Raw genomic sequence first — 16,049 nt, 5'->3', positions numbered from 1 at the left:
TAATAGCGTCAATGATACAACTGAAAAAGAGGATTGTAGTTTCGTACAATAGCTTTGACAGCTACAATGTAGTGCCTGATATAGTTTTTAATAAACCAAACCAACATAATAATAAAGGTGATTAATATGAGTAGTTTATCTGATAAGCAAGTAAATTTGCAGCTAGAAGAATTGCCTGGTTGGCAGCGCGAGGGCAATGCTATCGTAAAAACATATCACTTTAGCGATTTCATCGAAGCCATAAGCTTTATGAATCAAGCAGCGTTCCATGCCGAAGCGCTCGAGCATCATCCCGAATGGCGCAACACGTATAACGTGGTAGAGGTGCGCTTGACTACTGGCGATACCGGCGGTATTACCAGCCATGATATTCGTCTGGCTAAACGGATGGAACACATTGTTCAGCCGAAACGTTTATAGTAATGTGTTTTTTTATAATGTTTATAAAAATTTTTCATTAGTAAATACATTATTAAATACCAAAAAAAAGTCCTCGATTGAGGACTTTTTTATTTAACAATCTACAGGTATTAATTACATCTTGCGGCTTACAAATGCCACAATAAATAAAATAACAGCGACTGCTAAGAAAATATATGCCAAATTAGCAGACAATCCTGCGACACCGCCAAAACCCAACAAACTTGCTAACAGTGCGATCACGGCAAAAATAATAGCCCAGCGAAACATAATCTTCTCCTTAAAAATATTATTAGAAAACCAGATATTTAGATTGATATAATGGACAATTATTAATAAGAAATAACTACTATTATTAATGAGTGCCTTGCTCTCTCTAAGATTCCTTTTTCTTTACTTTTTGTTTTTTTGATATTTATTAATTTTTTAACCATTAATACTGCTTACGACCATAGATTAGCAATATTTATCTTTAGAAAACGTTCATTTTGGTAATAATATCGGTAGGTTATGTAACCTTTGTAGCAAATCTTAACATCGAACCTTTTTTTCATCCCTTTATGGGAGTTATGTGTATAGATGGTTAGTTATCACTTAGCCATCAACATTTTCATCATATAATCTGCTATAAACAGTAACTTACAAGTCATTTTTACTGGTCAAAAATACTTTAATATATCTTTTTCAGGCAGATATAAATTTGAGACATGATTTATTGAGTCATGACTTATATATAGTTAATTTGATTTCTATCAAAAAATTAGACTTCAAAATCTGACTGTTAAATGGCAACAAATTTTAAACGTCACACAACTCATCAAAATAGCTATTAAGGATAATAAATATGGATACCAATACCAATACCAATACGGATACCTCGAACAATACACGACAGCGCAGCGATGAAAAGCGCCCTTACGCGGTCGTCTTATATGGTGCAACCAGCTTTGTTGGTCAAATTACAGCACACTATTTAACAGAGTTTCTATCTAATACTAAAGACAAAGAGGGCGCCGATGTCACGTGGGCGATTGCTGGGCGTGATGAAGCAAAACTGAACGAATTGCAATCTAAACTTGGCAGCACTGTCGATATTATTCTTGCTAATAGTGACGATGCGGACAGCCTTGATGAGATGACCAAACAAACCCAAGTCATCATTTCAACCGTCGGTCCTTATCTCAAATACGGTGAGCCGCTGATCAAATCTTGTACCACTCATGGGACAGATTATGTCGACCTCACCGGTGAAGCCATATTCATCAAAGACATGATGGACAAGTATCAGGACGCGGCAAAGCAAAGCGGCGCTCGTATTGTCAACTCGTGTGGCTTTGATTCGATTCCATCGGATTTGGGCGTCTACTTTACCCAAACCCAAGCAGAAGAGAAATTTGGTCGCGCCTGCGATGTGATTCATATGCGTGTCAAAGCGGCGAAAGGCGGTCTATCGGGTGGCACCATTGCCTCGATGGCGACTATTTTTGAAGAAGTTGGAAAGGACAAGTCACGTCGTAAGCAGGTAGCAAATCCTTATCTACTCAATGATGATAAAGATGCGCCAAACGTGCGCCAAGCTAATGTCAGTAAGCCAGAATACGATAGTGAGCACAAACGCTGGCTTGCGCCTTTTGTCATGGCCAGTATCAATACCCGTATCGTGCATCGCACCAACCAATTGCTTGGCTATGAATATGGTCGTGACTTTAAATATGACGAAGCAATGTGGATGCAAGATGGTGTAAAAGGTCAATTATCAAGCTATGCAATGAGCGCAGGCTTGTTTGGATTTGCCACTGCTATGATAGTCAAACCGAGCCGTGAATTATTAGCTAAGCACGTGCTACCCAAGTCAGGTTCTGGTCCGTCTGCAGAAGATCAAGCAAACGGCTACTTTGACATTCGCCTCTTTGGGGCAACGGCTAATAAAGACACCATCAATACGAAAGTAACGGGTGACAAAGATCCAGGTTACGGCAGTACCTCGCGTATGCTAGCGCAAGCAGCGTTATGCTTAGCACAAGATATCAGCAAAGAAGAAGTTGGTGGTGGTTTTTGGACGCCAGCCTCTGCCATGGGTAATGATCTACTGGCGCGTTTAGAAGAGCATGCGGGTCTTAGTTTTGAAGTTGTCGATTCCTAATATTACTCATTTATAAATCGAAGCAATCTACTTCTTAATATCTAATTAATGACCGTATCTTAGCAACGAGATACGGTTTTTTGTTGCCTATTTTTTCTCATTATTCAGATTGCAATCTTTTGAGCGATTGTTAATAAATAATAATAACGTGCTTCTTTGGTAAACGATATTGGCACTTCCTGCCTTTTTAATACATTAAGCTACACATTTCTAGAGTAATGTCACAGCCATATTGCAGTGAATGACGTAGGATAAAAAAAGTTAGGCGATTTTTTACCCCATATTTTTTAATCCATATTGCATAGCAGCTTTGAGAGGAATAATTGGCTCATTAACATTTCATTTGGACCTTAAACACCTCAGAGTAATTTTCTAGTGCAATAAAAATCATATTAATAAAAATTAAGTTTTACTTATTTATCATAAATTTATAATAAATCAATAGACCCTCATCTAATTAAAAGGACATAACAATGAAAATCAATATATTAACCGCTGCTGTGATGACATCCGGTCTTACTATGATTGCAAGCTCTGCTAATGCTGCTATGACTACCGATAGCCACGGCAATGTTGGCTATGACAGTTATGAGGAGTGTGTCACCGCTGTCAAAGACGGTTCGGCCAAATTTTATACCCCTTATACTTATCAAAACCCAAAGCGCCAAGCAGGTGAAGCGACTGTCAAAAAAATGCGCTTGTCTGAAGTAATGATTCCTCAAACAGTGGTCAATGCAAATAACTTAACAGCCAGTGATTACTCAGCAGGTGCTTGTGATTTAGGGGTTGGGCAGTCAAATGGTCGCTACGGTGTGTCAGGCGCATTGGTTGGAAAATACGTCCCTATCGCCGCTGATATGCCTGTCAACGTTTATATGGACAAGGCTGGCAATCCAGTACGTTTAAGCATGCAGCAGTGCGATAACCACTTCGGTGCCAAGTTTCCAACGCCTATTATGAGCGAAACAAAAGAAGCTACAGCACCAGAAGCACAACTCGCGATTACCGAAGATCGCCGTGTAGAGCCTGTCATCGTTGAAACCACACGTGTTATCCGCCCTACTAAATATAGTGTCAAAGAAATCATCATCGTACCGAAAGATCAAATCAAGCGAGTAAACACAGCGTCAGGTACAGCCATTGCTATCGAAGACGAGGCTAACAGTACTGTAATCGTTGGTGAAGAAGCAGATGCGGATGTCATCGACAATACTGAAATCAATCAAACCTTCCCAGTCATTCGTGTTCCTAGTAGCAGCACTCAACAACGCGTCGTTGATCCAAACACTGGCAAGTATATCGTTATTGAATAAGACTTTAATGAAATATAAATGAACAAGATTCGTTGAGACATCATTGGTATAAGAATTAGAGATAGGAAAGTAGAAAATAATGCTATTTTCTTATCTGACAATAACCATACAATAGTTGCACAAAGTCACCTGCTAACATCCGTCTGTTAGAATTTTAATCTATGGACTACTGAACTAACGCTTGTTTAATTGGTATTCTCCCCTTTAGATTTTTGTCACTGATTTAGGTCAGCTTATAAAGCTCTTTATCCAAATCCATCATGATAGTCTCTTAATGGTTATCATGATTTTATTTTGTCTACCAATTAAATGTTAGATATATTAAATATATAGATTTGAATTACTAAATGAATGTGTGATATGCAACGGCTGTATACAGCAGTTAGCAACATAAGCGTCAAGTTTGAAATTTTTTAAACTGACATTATAAGATTGTAAATTAAGGAATTGATTAATGAAAAAAAGTACTCTGTCTTTATCGCTACTGATTGGCGCTGCGCTCACTATCCCAAGTTTGGCTATGGCAGCACCTGCTGATACTGCGGCAGTAGATGTGCAAGCAGCGGCTACCGCCACCACACTTGAGATGGAAGGTGACAATACAAATAATGTCTCAACAGACAATCAATCTAGCCCATTTCAGATTAGTGAGACACAGATTATCTCAAGAGCAAGCGCTAATAACGTTAATAACAGTGCTAAGCAACAGCCGATGACTACTGAGCTTCAAGCGGAGCAAGAAGCAATGGATGCCGAACAAGAGCTGATTCAAGATTCTGAAGAAGCGATGCAAGAAGAAGACTCGTTAGACACACAAGAAGAATTACAAGAAGCTGAAGAAGCCACAGAAGAATTATAGAATACGAAATAAAGTACGATATGAACCCCGCTGTTAACTGAAATCATTGAAAAGAGGTTATTCAGCGAGTTAGGTTTGAGCAGTTATCAGTGTTCATTAACAATTTCTATTTTTAAATAAATTCCATAAAAAAGGCAGCCTAATGGCTGCCTTTTTTATCACTATTAACATTAACTATTTTTTGGTTTTAGTTACGCCAGCTTCCTGTAACAGCGCCCCAAGCGTACCCATTTTGCTAGGTGCTTCTGCTTTATCAGCCCTTGGCGCTTTGCTACGATCATTATTAGCATGGTCTTTATCCTGACGATTACCGCGAGACTTCGACGGGCGCTTATCAGCCGCTGGACGGCTACTGTTTGGGCGTTTACTATTTGCATGATCGCTACGTGGACGACTGACTTTCTCATCATTACCAGTACTTTCAGCCGCTTTCGCTGCTGAGCGTACTGGCTTTTCGATTTCAGGTTTCATACTAAAGCCAATACGACCGCGTTTTTCGTCAATAGAGATGACACGGACCGAGACGATATCACCGGGCTTGACGCGGTTCATCGGGTCTGCGACAAAGTCATTGGCCATTTGCGAGATATGAACCAGACCATCTTGATGCACGCCAACATCAACGAAGCAACCAAAGGCTGTCACATTGGTTACTACGCCTTCAAGCTGCATCCCTTCTGCTAAGTCTTTAATACTGTTAACGTCTTCACGGAAATTGGCAGTTTTAAATTCAGGACGTGGGTCGCGTGCTGGTTTGGCTAACTCTTCGATGATAGCGGTTACACTAATATTGTCATCATTAGCTGCCAATGCAGTGATATCTATCGTATTTAGTACGCCGTCATTACCGATCACTTCTGGCAATGCTTTCCCAGTTTGTGCCAATAAGCTATCGACCAGCGCATAGCTTTCTGGATGCACACCAGTAGCATCAAGGGGATTACTCCCACCATGAATACGCAAGAAACCTGCTGCTTGCTCAAAGGTCTTAGCGCCTAAGCGTGGAACATTTTTCAATGATTCACGACTGTCAAAAGCACCATGTTCTTTACGATAGGTGACGATTTGCTGCGCAACGTTTTTATTCAAACCAGCAATATGTGCCAATATAGCAGGGCTTGCCGTATTCACATCAACGCCAACCGCATTTACGCTATCTTGCGTGACTTTATCAAGGCTGTCTGCTAGCTGTGTTTGATTGACATCATGCTGATATTGACCCACGCCAATGGCTTTTGGATCGACTTTAACCAGCTCTGATAATGGATCTTGCAGGCGACGTGCGATGGAAACCGCTCCACGTACAGAAACATCTAAATTAGCCAACTCATCACTGGCCAGCTCACTGGCTGAATAGACAGAAGCACCTGATTCATTGACGATAACTGCTTTAGCGTTTAACTCGGAGTTGGCAGCCAAAATCTCTTTAATCATCGCATCTGTTTCACGACTCGCCGTACCATTACCGATAGCGACTAAATCAACGTTGTAAGTACTTAACAATTCATCGATGATTTTTTTGGCTTCATCCATCTTATTATCAGGCGCAAATGGATAAACCGTTGCTACAACTGGCTTGTCTTCGCTGTCTAACATTACATGGCCTTGAGCATCGACGATGGCCATTTTGACACCATGACGGATACCGGGATCAACGCCCAAAATCACTTTGCGACCAGCAGGCGCTGACATTAATAAATGCTGTAAGTTATTGGCAAATACGTCAATCGCATCCGCTTCGGCGGTCAGACGTTTTTCCGTCAACAAACGATGTTCGATATGCGGACGCCATTTGTCTTTCCATAAACTGGTCGCGGCTTCTACTAGAAACTCACGGCGCTCAGCAGGTGCTTTGGCATCAAGCTCAAAATGTTTAATAATTTTTTCAATAAAGGGTGTGTCTTCGCCTTCTATTTTTAGACCTAAGACGTTTTCTTGACGACCACGTAGCATCGCTAATAAACGGTGATTCGGCAAACGCGCAAGGCTTTCGCTATGCTCGAAGTAATCTTTGAATTTCTCACCGACTTCACGTTTTTCCTCGCTGGCAACGCCAGACACAATATTGGCAGTCTTGGCAAAGCCACTGCGCAAGTTGTCTAGTAAAGCCAAATCCTGCGTCCATTCATCAACGATGATGGCTTGTACACCAGCCAATTGCTTGTCGATATCACTAAAATCGACTTCGATCTCATTACCACTATCATCGGTGATGCTAGATGGTACTTGATAGTCAGCAAGCGCAGCAGTAGGAGTGACTTCTTGTGTCAAGACTGCTTGCGCTGCCACATCAAGACCAGCGGCACGTGCTTTGGCCGCAGGCGAACGGCGACGCGGGCGGTACGGCAAGTAGATGTCTTCCAACTCAAGTTTCGACGTCGCATTATCGATACGCGTCTGAAGCTCATCTGTTAGATTGCCCTGCGTGCTGAGCAGCTCAGTGATTTTAAGGCGACGGGTTGCCATGTCACGTTCATAATTCAGTGACTTTTCTAGAGCTCGCAATTGCGCATCGTCAAGATTCTGGGTCTTTTCTTTACGATAACGGGCAATAAACGGAACAGTCGCGCCTTCATCGTAAAGTTTGACAAACGCATTGACTTGAGCAGTCTTAATGCCAAGCGCGCGAGCAAGCTTGTCGTGAATATTCGCGTGTGTGGTTGCATCCAAAACCTGTGCATTTGTCGAGGTTTGAGATGGCGTTAAGGTATCAGTGCTACTCATATACGTATCAATCGTTGAGAAATGTAGTTTTGCATTATAGCAAAAGCTGCATGAATAAAAATCCTTTTTATCTTTTCGTTATTTATCGCTTGTTTTATGGCAAAAATCTTCTCATATCATAGGTTCTGTCGATTTGTTAAACAAACGCATACAGCATTTTTCTTTATCGATGATGCAATTGGGCCTGCAATCTTATACACTAAAGTATCAATATTACAAATATTGCTAAGTACTGCTGTATTGAACAAATGTTTTAAAATTTTATACCGTTTTTGCTAGGCTATGGATTGACCCGAAAGTAACGACATTACTTTTATGCACTACCTTATTTTTACCTATTGTTTTACTAATAATAATTTTTATAAGAGGATGCCTGTATGACCGATAATAACAGCCCCGATACTTTGAATCAGCGTATTTTAGTCGTCGATGATGATGCACGTTTACGCTCTTTATTACAGCGCTTTCTGGAAGACGACGGTTTTGTCGTCCGTACGGCTCATGATGGCAGTCAGATGGATAAGCTGATGCAGCGCGAACTGTTCTCTTTGGTAGTCCTTGATTTGATGCTACCAGGTGAAGACGGCATCAGTATTTGCAAGCGTCTACGTGAAGACAACGGTGACATTCCTATCATCATGCTTACCGCAAAAGGAGGTGATGCCGATCGTATCGCTGGTCTTGAAGCAGGCGCGGATGATTATCTGCCAAAACCATTTAATCCAAAAGAGCTATTGGCACGTATCAAGGCCGTACTACGCCGTCAAAATCGCGAACTGCCTGGTGCACCAAGCCATCAGCTTGAAGTGGTTGAATTTGGACCGTGGACGCTCGATTTATCGACTCGTACACTCAAACGTGATGGCAATGTCGTTACCTTAACGACAGGTGAGTTTTCAGTATTGAAAGCTTTAGTGCAGCATCCACGTGAGCCATTAACTCGTGACAAGCTAATGAACCTTGCGCGTGGTCGTGAATGGGGTGCGATGGAGCGTTCTATCGATGTACAAGTATCACGTTTGCGCCGTTTGATTGAAGACAATCCGTCACAGGCACGTTACATCCAAACCGTTTGGGGGGTAGGCTATGTATTCGTTCCTGACGAAGCCGAAGTAGAAACCGTTAAAAGCGAATAGTCTTTGCTTTACGTATTCACTTAACACACTTGCTTAGCCTCATTTTCTGCTAGCATGATTGATATTTACGCTTGCTAGCAGACTTGGCGTATCTCTGAGACTACTTTGAAACCATCTATTATTTTTCAAAACATACCCTGCACTTTGGTGACAGGGTTTTTGGGTGCTGGCAAAACCACCGTGATTAATCAGCTGCTTGCTATTAAACCTGCCGATGAGCGCTGGGCACTACTGATTAATGAGTTTGGTCGTATCGGTATTGATGGTGCGCTGTTGGCAAGCTCGCAAGATGGTATGGCTGAGCAAGATAAAATTGCGATAAGAGAGGTCAGTGGTGGCTGTATTTGTTGTACCAGTCAGCTGCCGTTACAAATTGCTATCAGTCGGCTGCTTAGTGAGCATCATCCACAGCGGTTGCTCATTGAACCTACAGGACTTGCTCATCCACGTGAGCTTATCATGCAGCTCAGCGCACCGCATTGGCAAACAGCGCTCAATATGCAGGCAGTAATCACTGTGCTTAGTGGCATACAATGGCAGCAAGACAAATATCGCTATCATGATGGTTTTCAAGCGCATGTCCGTGATGCTGATGTGTTGGTCATTAATCGCTACGCGCAACTAAGTGATAACGAAAAACAAGCGATGCAACAATGGATAGCCAAGCTAAATGCACAGGTAAAAATTATTTGGGCAGCATTTCCACAAGCCGCGCCTGATATCGCAAACCTATCCCATACCCATCTATCAGAATCAAACATGTTAGAGCTGAACACCCAGCTAACCAAGCCCAGTCACGTGATCTCAAAACAACGCACCGTCAATATCGCTCATGCTCAGAAATCGATTATTAATTTGCCATCGCAGAGTAATGCCCTATCAACCGCCTTGTCATCCAACGCGTTTACAGATAGAGATAATGCGCAGACTGATACAGATATTGAGCTACCTTACCGCTATCATGAAAAACAGCAAGATATTCTACTAGCAGGTTGGCGGCTACCAGCAGAATACATATTAAAAGCAGATGATTTACAGAATTGGTTATTAAACCTGCCAAACTGGCAACGTATTAAAGGGGTGGTACATACCTCTGACGGCTGGCTACAAATCAATTTTACCGCTGACAGCTTAACCACCAGTACATTTGATGCACAAGTTGATAGTCGGCTAGAGATTATCTTGCAGTTGCATGAAGACAGTGATAACGACAATAATACAGCATTAGAAGCAAGCGACCGCTCAGAAGAAAAAGACAAGACAGCATTTTTATCTTCTATAGAGACGCTACCTTCTATCGATTGGGATACCTGCGACCGTGAACTAATGGCACTGGTTATATAGTAATAGACAAAAAAAGGGCAGACATTGCTATATAAAACAGCAATGTCTACCCTTTTTCTTTTTTAACGTAATTGACTGTCTTTGCTACCGCGCCGGTTAAACAACTCAGCGGCTCTCGCCTCTTGTTCAAGTTCTGTCTGACAGCTGACGCAATGCTGAATACCAGGCACTGCTAACCGCCGTGCTTCTGGAATAGGCTTGCCGCATTCATCACACATCTCGGCACTGATGCCGGTCGGCAACGCACGTCTTGCCCGCTCTAATGCATCATTTACCGTTGCATCCATTTGCTCATGCTCAGCACCATCTCTTGACCAACCACCTGCCATAATCCCATCCTATTTATTATCATTAGATATTACAAATCGCTTTAATAACAAATAGATGGGGTTATCTATGATTGATTGCAACCTATTAGGGCGTGCTATCAACCTGAAAGTATGCGAATAAATGCGCTAAATAATGACATTTCCTAGCAAAAAATCATATGGCTAATCTTTTGGCTGGAGCTCAACCACTTGCCCGCGTACCCCGATACTGGCATCACTCATCAAACAAACATAGCCTGCCATGATATCTTCAGGCGTTTTTAGGCTCATAGGATTCTCTCCTGGATAAGCATGGGCGCGCATATTGGTACGAGTGCCACCAGGATTGACACAGTTAAAACGTAAATTAGTCGTATTCTGCGTCTCTTGGGTAAAGATATCACTCATGCCTTCTACGGCTTGCTTGGACAGCGCATAAGCACCCCAGAACGCGCGAGGATGTGTACCGACCGTGCTAGAGGTGAAAACAATAGAGCCATTCTCAGCATCTTTAAGTAGTGGTAGCAGTGCTTGGGTGAGCATAAACGTCGAGGTAAAGTTCACCTTCATAACTTGTGCAAAAGTATCGACGTCATACATCTCAAGTGGGGTTAGCTGCCCAAGCATGCCCGCATTGTGCAAGATACCATCGAGCTGACCGACTTCTTTATTAATCAACCCCTCTAACTGCTGCATCTCAGCATAAGTTGCTCCTTCTAGATTCATCGGTAGCATGGCAGGCTGTTTGCCGCCAAGACTTTCAATCTCATCATAAACATATTCAAGCTTGCTGCTGGTACGTCCCAATAACAGGACTGTCGCTCCATAGCGAGCATAAGTCAGCGCGGCAACGCGGCCGATACCGTCACCTGCCCCCGTGACCAAAATAGTCTTACCATCTAAACAATTATCAGATGGCACAAAGTTGCGAATATCGTTATGAGTTAACGGTTGAGTTAGACTTTGAACGGTTTTTTGGTGGTCTTGCTGATTAGCCGACTGATTAATATTGTCACTCATGGCATTGCTCACTGCTTATCGTTTAATAGTTGGGATGCTAAGTATTTATCGTGTTTCTTTAAAAACATAGAGTGTGGCGGACTCGATTTATAATTTGATTTATAAATAGTCAAATTTACCAGAAGAGAGCAACAGTTTATTTAATTGCTCAGGCGTATCAGTAATATAATCTGCGCCCCATTTCTTCAGGTTTTTTTGATCTTCAGGCGGAATATAACCATAAGCAGCTAAAATCGTCGGCATGCCAGCGGCATTACCAGCTTCGATATCACGGATATGATCGCCAACATAAATCACGCTTTCAGCGGCGCCGCGAGGGATACCAAGCTTCTCTAACGCCGCATACATAGGCTCTGGGTCAGGTTTTGAGCGAGACACATCATCAGGACAGACCAAAGCAGAACAGCGCCCGTCTAACTGCATCTTGTCTAGTAACTTCTCTGCCAGATAACGCGGCTTGTTGGTCACAATACCCCATGGCACCCCTTTTTCTTCAAGAGCAGTCAACACGTCTTCTAATTCAGCGAACACACAACTATCGACGCATATCTCAGCTTCATAATCATCTAAAAACTGTTGGCGAAACTCCTGCAAAGCTTCTTCGCTAACCTCAATTTGATCATTATGACGTAGCATCAACTGTACCATCGCTGAGGCACCAGCAGAAACTTGCTCGCGAATTTCTGTTTCAGGCGGTGCTTGCCAATCATTTTGGCGGCTCATTTTACCGATAATACGGACAAAATCAGCAGCCGTATCGATTAATGTCCCATCGAGATCAAATAAAACCGCTTTTACAAATTGGCTCATAGTGAATGCTCTTAATATAGATAAGGTGTTGAGTGAAATAGTATGGCATGAAAACAACCAAATACGGCATTCAGCTTAAGCCAGTGGCTTGTGTACTGCCATCATGTAATTGACATCGACATTTTGAGCCAGCCAATAGCGCTTGGTCAGCGGATTATAATGCAAGCCAATGATATCTTGACGTGTGAATCCAGCATCAATTGCCATTTTATCTAATTCGGCTGGCGTAATAAATTTGGCATAGTCATGAGTGCCGCGATCGAGCAAGCGCAATACATACTCTGCCCCAACGATGGCAAATAGATATGATTTAGGATTTCGATTGATCGTCGATAGCACGCAAACACCGCCTGGTGCCAATAACTCAAAACACGCCTGTACAATCGAGCTGGGATCAGGCACATGCTCGAGCATCTCCATGCAAGTCACCACATCGAACTGACCTGCATGAGTTTTGGCTAATTCTTCTACTGGGATATGCTGATAGCGCAACGTCTCATGTAAAGCGCTTTGCTTTGCATGCAGCGCTGCCGCTTTTAGATTTTCGGTACCCAAATCAATCCCTGTCACATCCGCACCGCGACGTGCCATAGACTCTGACAATATACCGCCGCCACAGCCGACATCGAGCACTTTTTTTCCAGCCAAGCCTGTTTCAGCCGTTTTATGAATGTCCGTATCAGCACTGTCATTTTGATAACTGCGCTTGACGTTGTCTTCTATCCAATTTAAACGCAGTGGATTTATTTCATGCAAAGTCGCAAATGCACCCGTCTTACTCCACCATTCGCTTGCCAACTTATTAAACTTGTCGACTTCGCTAGGATCTACATTAATGGCGGTAGCCGTTGTATCATCAAGACTGCTGTTTGCTTGCTTATTCAAAGAAGGCGAGGAAGATGGAGCTAAGCTCATTGCATTTTTCCTTTATTGTCATTATCGTTGTAATCATATACAGTGCACAATTATGTACCTAATATTAGCATGAGAGCGGCAGCTTTGTCGTGAGTACATCGTCACCGATTGTGAATACTTTTAGCAAACGTTCATATTTTCTGTACCGTTTTTTTAGAGGATAGATACTTCAAACAGCTTAAAACCTAAATAATAAAACGCTTAAAAAAACTCCAAAAAACACGGTGAAATAAGCCTTAAATAATGGCTCACAGCTTTACAACCATTAGTTAAGAATCGGATTCACAAGCGACCATGTTTTACGTTATTATAGTCGATACGTTATTATAGTCGATACGTCACTATAGTTCGATTATACTCGACGCTGTCTCGTTTGGGCACTTTAAAAACCTGTGCGCTATACCCAAAACCATACGATACTAAAACATCTCAACAAACCCTAAGTTTTCACACCTCAAGGATAAAGTATGAAACGTGTCATCACACTGACTGGTCTGGCCATGGCCATTGGACTTGCCACTATGGGCGCACAAGCTGCCGACTATGTCGCCGGAAAAGACTATCGCGTGCTAGACAATCCAGAAAAAATCAGCGGTGATGCTATCATTGTTCGTGAGTTTTTTTGGTATGGTTGCCCGCATTGTAACGTTCTTAACCCACATATGGAAAAATGGGCTAAAAACAAAGACAAAGACGTTGCCTTTTTCAAAACGCCAGCAGCGCTTAACCCTGTCTGGGAAGCCAACGCTCGTGGTTTCTATGCCGCTCAGCTGCTAGGGTTTGAAGACAAGACTCATGACGCGCTATTTGATGCCATTCACAAAGATGGTAAGAAAATCTTTGACCAATCATCATTAAGCAAATGGTATGCATCGAAAGGCGTTAATGAGAAGAAATTCAATAGCCTTTATAATTCATTCGCCGTTGGCACGAAAATTGGTCGTTCACAAGCAGGCGCTAAGCGTTATCAGCTCTCTGGTGTGCCAGCAGTCGTCGTGCAAGGCAAATACGTTGTCACTGGTGAAAGCGCCACTGTACCTAAAGTCGTTGACTATTTGGTTGACAAAGTGCGTGCTGAAAAGAAATAGGTTAAGTACTAGGGCGTGTCCTCATTTTAAAAATGGCGATAAAAATGAGATAAATTGCAGTCAAACAAGGAAAATAGCGCAGATAATATCGAGATATTAGTCAGCTATTTGACGCCGTTTGGCAAGATTTAGCCATTTTTAACCCATTTAGATAACTATCGATTGAATTGAGGACACGCCCTAATATAAATTAAGTACCGTTATAAATTAGGGACTAGCGTTTATCTACAAGTGTCATTTGGACATAAATGCTCTCACCCATAAAAAAGCCAATCACGTGATGATTGGCTTTTTTATTTGCAGACTACTTTAGTTTATAAGTGGAGATATTGTATAAATAAATAGTGGTCAAAGTTATTTAGCCGCTATCATCTTATTACTTTTCTTTTTTCAATTGCGACAAAATAGTGACTTCACGAATATAACTGGCTAAATCTGCTTTAGACTCTGCCATCAGCTCATCATCTTGGGTATGTTTGGCGTATTCAATCCATAATAGTAATTGATACATACTATTTTGTTCAGATGCTTGGTATTGTTTAACGAACTGCTTAAGCGTCCCTTCATCATTAATATTTAAACGCTCAAACCAACTTTCTATTTTTGAGACCTGTTCTTTAGGGAAAAACGCATCAAATAATGCTTTTACCAATTCGTGGCGGTTTTCTTCACTAATCAGCTTACCAACGCGCTTGGTTTGGCGAATACGAGCATTAGCGCTGGTGATATCGGCCAATGCCATGAGTTCTGCCATAAAATAGTCACTGGCTGGCAGATTTTTGAGCTGCTTTTTCGATAAGCTGGCAAGTGGTATCGACAACTTCTGCAAGCGCTCATGGGCTTTTTTGAGTTCAGTGCGCGAGACGCGCATATCCTGTTCTTTCCAGTCAATCATAAAAGCTTTCCAAAATAATAAATAATAAAATTAACAGGGGCATATCCTCATTTTAGGAATAGTCATAAAAATGAAGATATGCCCCAGTGTTTACCAATAACTACCAACGATTTTTTTCACGATGTTTCGCCAGCACTTTTATACTTTGCGGCATAACATCGGCAAGACGACGTTGTAAATTATCGGTGATGAATACTGAACGATGCTTACCACCAGTACAGCCAATAGCCACTGTCACTGTATGGCGGTTATTGTGTAAAAATTCGGGTAACCAACGGGTTAAAAACTTATCTATATCATCAGTCATCTCAGCCACTTCTGGATAGTCTGCAAAGAATGCGGCAACTTCCGTGTCTAGACCTGTCGAAGTACGCAATTTAGGGTTCCAATGCGGATTCGGCAAAATTCTCACATCAAAGACAAAATCTGCATCAATAGGACTGCCATATTTGAAGCCAAAAGACAGCAGATTAATCACAATCTGATTGTCCACGCCGACATGTTCACGCAAGCTGTCTTTCAATTGATGAATATTCAAATTGCTGGTATCAATTCTGATATCGGCATGACCTGCGATAGGCTCTAACAGCTCCACTTCTTTTTTAATCGCGGCAGGTAGATTAAAAGCAATGTGCTTGGCATTGTCACTATCAATATCCTGTGACATCAGCGGATGTACGCGGCGTGTCGCATTAAAACGTGCTATCAAAGTGCTTTCTTGCGCGGTCACATACACCACTTTTACCGCATGCGCCCCGTATGTTTTCTTTAAAGATGCATGCATCTCTGCAAAGTTGGATAGATCCGCTCGCGGTGTTCGAATATCAACACCAAGCGCAATACGACGAATCCCACTTTCATTGACCAATTTATGCGCAGCATCCGGCAATAAGGATAACGGTAAGTTATCAATAGAATAATATCCTAAATCTTCTAAGATATTTAATACTGAGGTTTTACCTGAGCCTGAACGCCCTGATACCACTAGGATACTGAGCTTGTCGGTTGCTATTTTACACGCTGCCTGCTCAGATTGACTGTTATTTTCACCCTGACTCACATCCATGATTCACC

At 42.1% G+C, this 16,049-nt stretch carries 15 protein-coding genes; 7 read left to right on the top strand and 8 right to left on the bottom strand.

What is annotated here, in order from left to right:
- Nucleotides 1–126 precede the first annotated feature (126 nt).
- Nucleotides 127–420: a 4a-hydroxytetrahydrobiopterin dehydratase gene (locus AK822_RS00890; protein ID WP_055123632.1), complete on the top strand. Its 294-nt coding sequence runs from the start codon at nucleotides 127–129 to the stop codon at nucleotides 418–420.
- Between the two features lie 114 nt (nucleotides 421–534).
- Here AK822_RS00890 and AK822_RS14575 read toward each other — a convergent pair whose 3' ends face one another.
- Nucleotides 535–690 carry a DUF1328 domain-containing protein gene (locus tag AK822_RS14575; RefSeq protein ID WP_021814049.1) on the bottom strand — a complete coding sequence of 52 codons (156 nt, stop codon included), beginning with the start codon at nucleotides 688–690 and terminating at the stop codon, nucleotides 535–537.
- Between the two features lie 574 nt (nucleotides 691–1,264).
- Between AK822_RS14575 and AK822_RS00885 the strand changes: the two genes are divergently transcribed.
- The 3 genes from AK822_RS00885 (at nucleotide 1,265) to AK822_RS00875 (ending at nucleotide 4,735) form a co-directional block, all read left to right on the top strand.
- Entirely contained in the window at nucleotides 1,265–2,563 is a 1,299-nt protein-coding gene (locus tag AK822_RS00885; RefSeq protein ID WP_060490230.1) for a saccharopine dehydrogenase family protein, read from the top strand.
- 473 nt (nucleotides 2,564–3,036) lie between these two features.
- Entirely contained in the window at nucleotides 3,037–3,876 is an 840-nt protein-coding gene (locus AK822_RS00880; RefSeq protein WP_060490229.1) for a hypothetical protein, read from the top strand.
- Nucleotides 3,877–4,330: 454 nt separating this feature from the next.
- On the top strand, nucleotides 4,331–4,735 hold the full coding sequence (locus AK822_RS00875; protein ID WP_087945517.1) for a hypothetical protein: 405 nt from the start codon (nucleotides 4,331–4,333) through the stop codon (nucleotides 4,733–4,735).
- A gap of 174 nt (nucleotides 4,736–4,909) precedes the next feature.
- Here AK822_RS00875 and AK822_RS00870 read toward each other — a convergent pair whose 3' ends face one another.
- Nucleotides 4,910–7,459: a Tex family protein gene (locus AK822_RS00870; RefSeq protein WP_060490228.1), complete on the bottom strand. Its 2,550-nt coding sequence runs from the start codon at nucleotides 7,457–7,459 to the stop codon at nucleotides 4,910–4,912.
- Nucleotides 7,460–7,836: 377 nt separating this feature from the next.
- Here AK822_RS00870 and ompR point away from each other — a divergent pair, with 377 nt between their 5' ends.
- On the top strand, nucleotides 7,837–8,595 hold the full coding sequence (ompR, locus tag AK822_RS00865) for an osmolarity response regulator transcription factor OmpR (RefSeq protein ID WP_060490227.1): 759 nt from the start codon (nucleotides 7,837–7,839) through the stop codon (nucleotides 8,593–8,595).
- A gap of 105 nt (nucleotides 8,596–8,700) precedes the next feature.
- On the top strand, nucleotides 8,701–9,939 hold the full coding sequence (locus AK822_RS00860; RefSeq protein ID WP_228139044.1) for a CobW family GTP-binding protein: 1,239 nt from the start codon (nucleotides 8,701–8,703) through the stop codon (nucleotides 9,937–9,939).
- 62 nt (nucleotides 9,940–10,001) lie between these two features.
- Here the strand turns inward: AK822_RS00860 and AK822_RS00855 are convergent, their stop codons facing one another.
- The 4 genes from AK822_RS00855 to ubiG all read right to left on the bottom strand — a co-directional run bounded on the left by AK822_RS00855 (nucleotide 10,002) and on the right by ubiG (nucleotide 12,992).
- Complete coding sequence (locus AK822_RS00855; protein WP_045443167.1) at nucleotides 10,002–10,268, bottom strand: DksA/TraR family C4-type zinc finger protein; 267 nt, start codon at nucleotides 10,266–10,268, stop codon at nucleotides 10,002–10,004.
- Between the two features lie 162 nt (nucleotides 10,269–10,430).
- The gene (locus AK822_RS00850; RefSeq protein WP_060490225.1) at nucleotides 10,431–11,267 is read right to left on the bottom strand and encodes a YciK family oxidoreductase; all 837 of its coding nucleotides are present in this window, start codon (nucleotides 11,265–11,267) and stop codon (nucleotides 10,431–10,433) included.
- 99 nt (nucleotides 11,268–11,366) lie between these two features.
- The gene (locus AK822_RS00845; protein ID WP_060490224.1) at nucleotides 11,367–12,077 is read right to left on the bottom strand and encodes an HAD family hydrolase; all 711 of its coding nucleotides are present in this window, start codon (nucleotides 12,075–12,077) and stop codon (nucleotides 11,367–11,369) included.
- A gap of 75 nt (nucleotides 12,078–12,152) precedes the next feature.
- Nucleotides 12,153–12,992, bottom strand: a complete 840-nt coding sequence (gene ubiG, locus AK822_RS00840) for a bifunctional 2-polyprenyl-6-hydroxyphenol methylase/3-demethylubiquinol 3-O-methyltransferase UbiG (RefSeq protein WP_060490223.1) — start codon at nucleotides 12,990–12,992, stop codon at nucleotides 12,153–12,155.
- A gap of 467 nt (nucleotides 12,993–13,459) precedes the next feature.
- Here ubiG and AK822_RS00835 point away from each other — a divergent pair, with 467 nt between their 5' ends.
- Nucleotides 13,460–14,080 carry a thiol:disulfide interchange protein DsbA/DsbL gene (locus AK822_RS00835; RefSeq protein WP_045443155.1) on the top strand — a complete coding sequence of 207 codons (621 nt, stop codon included), beginning with the start codon at nucleotides 13,460–13,462 and terminating at the stop codon, nucleotides 14,078–14,080.
- A 376-nt stretch (nucleotides 14,081–14,456) separates the two neighbouring features.
- Here the strand turns inward: AK822_RS00835 and yjgA are convergent, their stop codons facing one another.
- Nucleotides 14,457–14,975 carry a ribosome biogenesis factor YjgA gene (gene yjgA, locus AK822_RS00830; RefSeq protein ID WP_045443152.1) on the bottom strand — a complete coding sequence of 173 codons (519 nt, stop codon included), beginning with the start codon at nucleotides 14,973–14,975 and terminating at the stop codon, nucleotides 14,457–14,459.
- 100 nt (nucleotides 14,976–15,075) lie between these two features.
- Nucleotides 15,076–16,041, bottom strand: coding sequence for an RNase adapter RapZ (gene rapZ, locus AK822_RS00825; protein WP_087945516.1), 966 nt, complete (start codon nucleotides 16,039–16,041; stop codon nucleotides 15,076–15,078).
- Nucleotides 16,042–16,049: the final 8 nt, after the last annotated feature.

The sequence above is a fragment of the Psychrobacter sp. P11F6 genome (assembly GCF_001435295.1).
Classification (GTDB): Bacteria; Pseudomonadota; Gammaproteobacteria; order Pseudomonadales; family Moraxellaceae; genus Psychrobacter.
The sequence above is the reverse complement of the archived record's forward strand: the minus strand, read 5'-3'. Positions and strand labels throughout refer to the sequence as shown.

Excerpts from the sequence above, each read along its gene's own strand:
- AK822_RS00850 (WP_060490225.1), bottom strand. The coding sequence starts at position 11,267 with ATGAGTGACAATATTAATCAGTCGGCTAATCAGCAAGACCACCAAAAA.
- AK822_RS00875 (WP_087945517.1), top strand. The coding sequence starts at position 4,331 with ATGAAAAAAAGTACTCTGTCTTTATCGCTACTGATTGGCGCTGCGCTC.
- rapZ (WP_087945516.1), bottom strand. The coding sequence starts at position 16,041 with ATGGATGTGAGTCAGGGTGAAAATAACAGTCAATCTGAGCAGGCAGCG.
- AK822_RS00835 (WP_045443155.1), top strand. The coding sequence starts at position 13,460 with ATGAAACGTGTCATCACACTGACTGGTCTGGCCATGGCCATTGGACTT.
- yjgA (WP_045443152.1), bottom strand. The coding sequence starts at position 14,975 with ATGATTGACTGGAAAGAACAGGATATGCGCGTCTCGCGCACTGAACTC.
- AK822_RS00885 (WP_060490230.1), top strand. The coding sequence starts at position 1,265 with ATGGATACCAATACCAATACCAATACGGATACCTCGAACAATACACGA.
- ubiG (WP_060490223.1), bottom strand. The coding sequence starts at position 12,992 with ATGAGCTTAGCTCCATCTTCCTCGCCTTCTTTGAATAAGCAAGCAAAC.
- AK822_RS00855 (WP_045443167.1), bottom strand. The coding sequence starts at position 10,268 with ATGGCAGGTGGTTGGTCAAGAGATGGTGCTGAGCATGAGCAAATGGAT.
- AK822_RS00880 (WP_060490229.1), top strand. The coding sequence starts at position 3,037 with ATGAAAATCAATATATTAACCGCTGCTGTGATGACATCCGGTCTTACT.
- AK822_RS00845 (WP_060490224.1), bottom strand. The coding sequence starts at position 12,077 with ATGAGCCAATTTGTAAAAGCGGTTTTATTTGATCTCGATGGGACATTA.
- AK822_RS00890 (WP_055123632.1), top strand. The coding sequence starts at position 127 with ATGAGTAGTTTATCTGATAAGCAAGTAAATTTGCAGCTAGAAGAATTG.
- AK822_RS14575 (WP_021814049.1), bottom strand. The coding sequence starts at position 690 with ATGTTTCGCTGGGCTATTATTTTTGCCGTGATCGCACTGTTAGCAAGT.
- ompR (WP_060490227.1), top strand. The coding sequence starts at position 7,837 with ATGACCGATAATAACAGCCCCGATACTTTGAATCAGCGTATTTTAGTC.
- AK822_RS00870 (WP_060490228.1), bottom strand. The coding sequence starts at position 7,459 with ATGAGTAGCACTGATACCTTAACGCCATCTCAAACCTCGACAAATGCA.